Annotated in this window: 1 protein-coding gene; it reads left to right on the forward strand. The window is 39.7% G+C overall.

Translation table 11 applies throughout. The features are described from left to right. Window positions 1-101: 101 nt before the first annotated feature. Window positions 102-503, forward strand: coding sequence for a hypothetical protein (locus tag DCC82_RS17045; RefSeq protein ID WP_233253089.1), 402 nt, complete (start codon window positions 102-104; stop codon window positions 501-503). Window positions 504-803 lie beyond the last annotated feature (300 nt).

The raw sequence follows: 803 nt of genomic DNA on the forward strand, positions 1-803 counted from the left end.
TTTTCTATGACCGAAATGCCCTATTTGTGCTGGGCTTTTTTATACACTAGCACTGGGGTGAATAGTTACCTCTTGGCAAATTTGTCTATGTGTTCTATTTAATGAAAGAATTAATTTTCTACCAGCCGGGCAAAGTAGTTTTGCAGATTGATGGGGAGAAGCATTTATTTGAGCGGACTTGGCTTGTCACGATATCGAACCATCCCTATTATGGTGGAGGAATGAAAATAGCGCCGTCCGTAAAATCAGATGATGGCCTGTTCCATATCATTGTCGTTGATCAAATATCGCGGTTAAAAATATTGCTGTTATTTGTGACGGTTTTTTGGGGAGGGCATATAAAAATGAAGGAAGTGAAAGTGTTTGCCGGGAAACACATTCACATACATACTAGTTCTCTTCTTCCTTTGCATGCCGATGGGGAAAATATCGGCTCTGGGAGCGTTACTGTTTGTGTGCAAGAGAATGCGCTGTCTGTGATCGCGCAAAGGCAAACTAGTTAAGTGTAAAATTATAGAAGGAATGATATAGATAGGAAGCGAAATAGAGTAGAAAGATAAGGTGAAAAACGAACGTCTAAGCAAGGGATGCTGCTCGATGTAGTATGCTATATCATTTTTCTGTTAGTTGTCTGGCATGTGGCGCACGGTCACATTGATGACTATTATGCGACGCTTATCTCCACCGTTTTCGGCATGGCATACAAGATATACTGCTTTCTTTCTATATTTGATGATGTATAAAATTTTGTGTAAAGCATTTTGCTAGACCAAAAGAAAAAAGGTAGGGTATTCTCTGATTGG

The sequence above is a fragment of the Geobacillus sp. LYN3 genome (assembly GCF_003064505.1).
Taxonomy (GTDB): domain Bacteria; phylum Bacillota; class Bacilli; order Bacillales; family Anoxybacillaceae; genus Parageobacillus_B; species Parageobacillus_B toebii.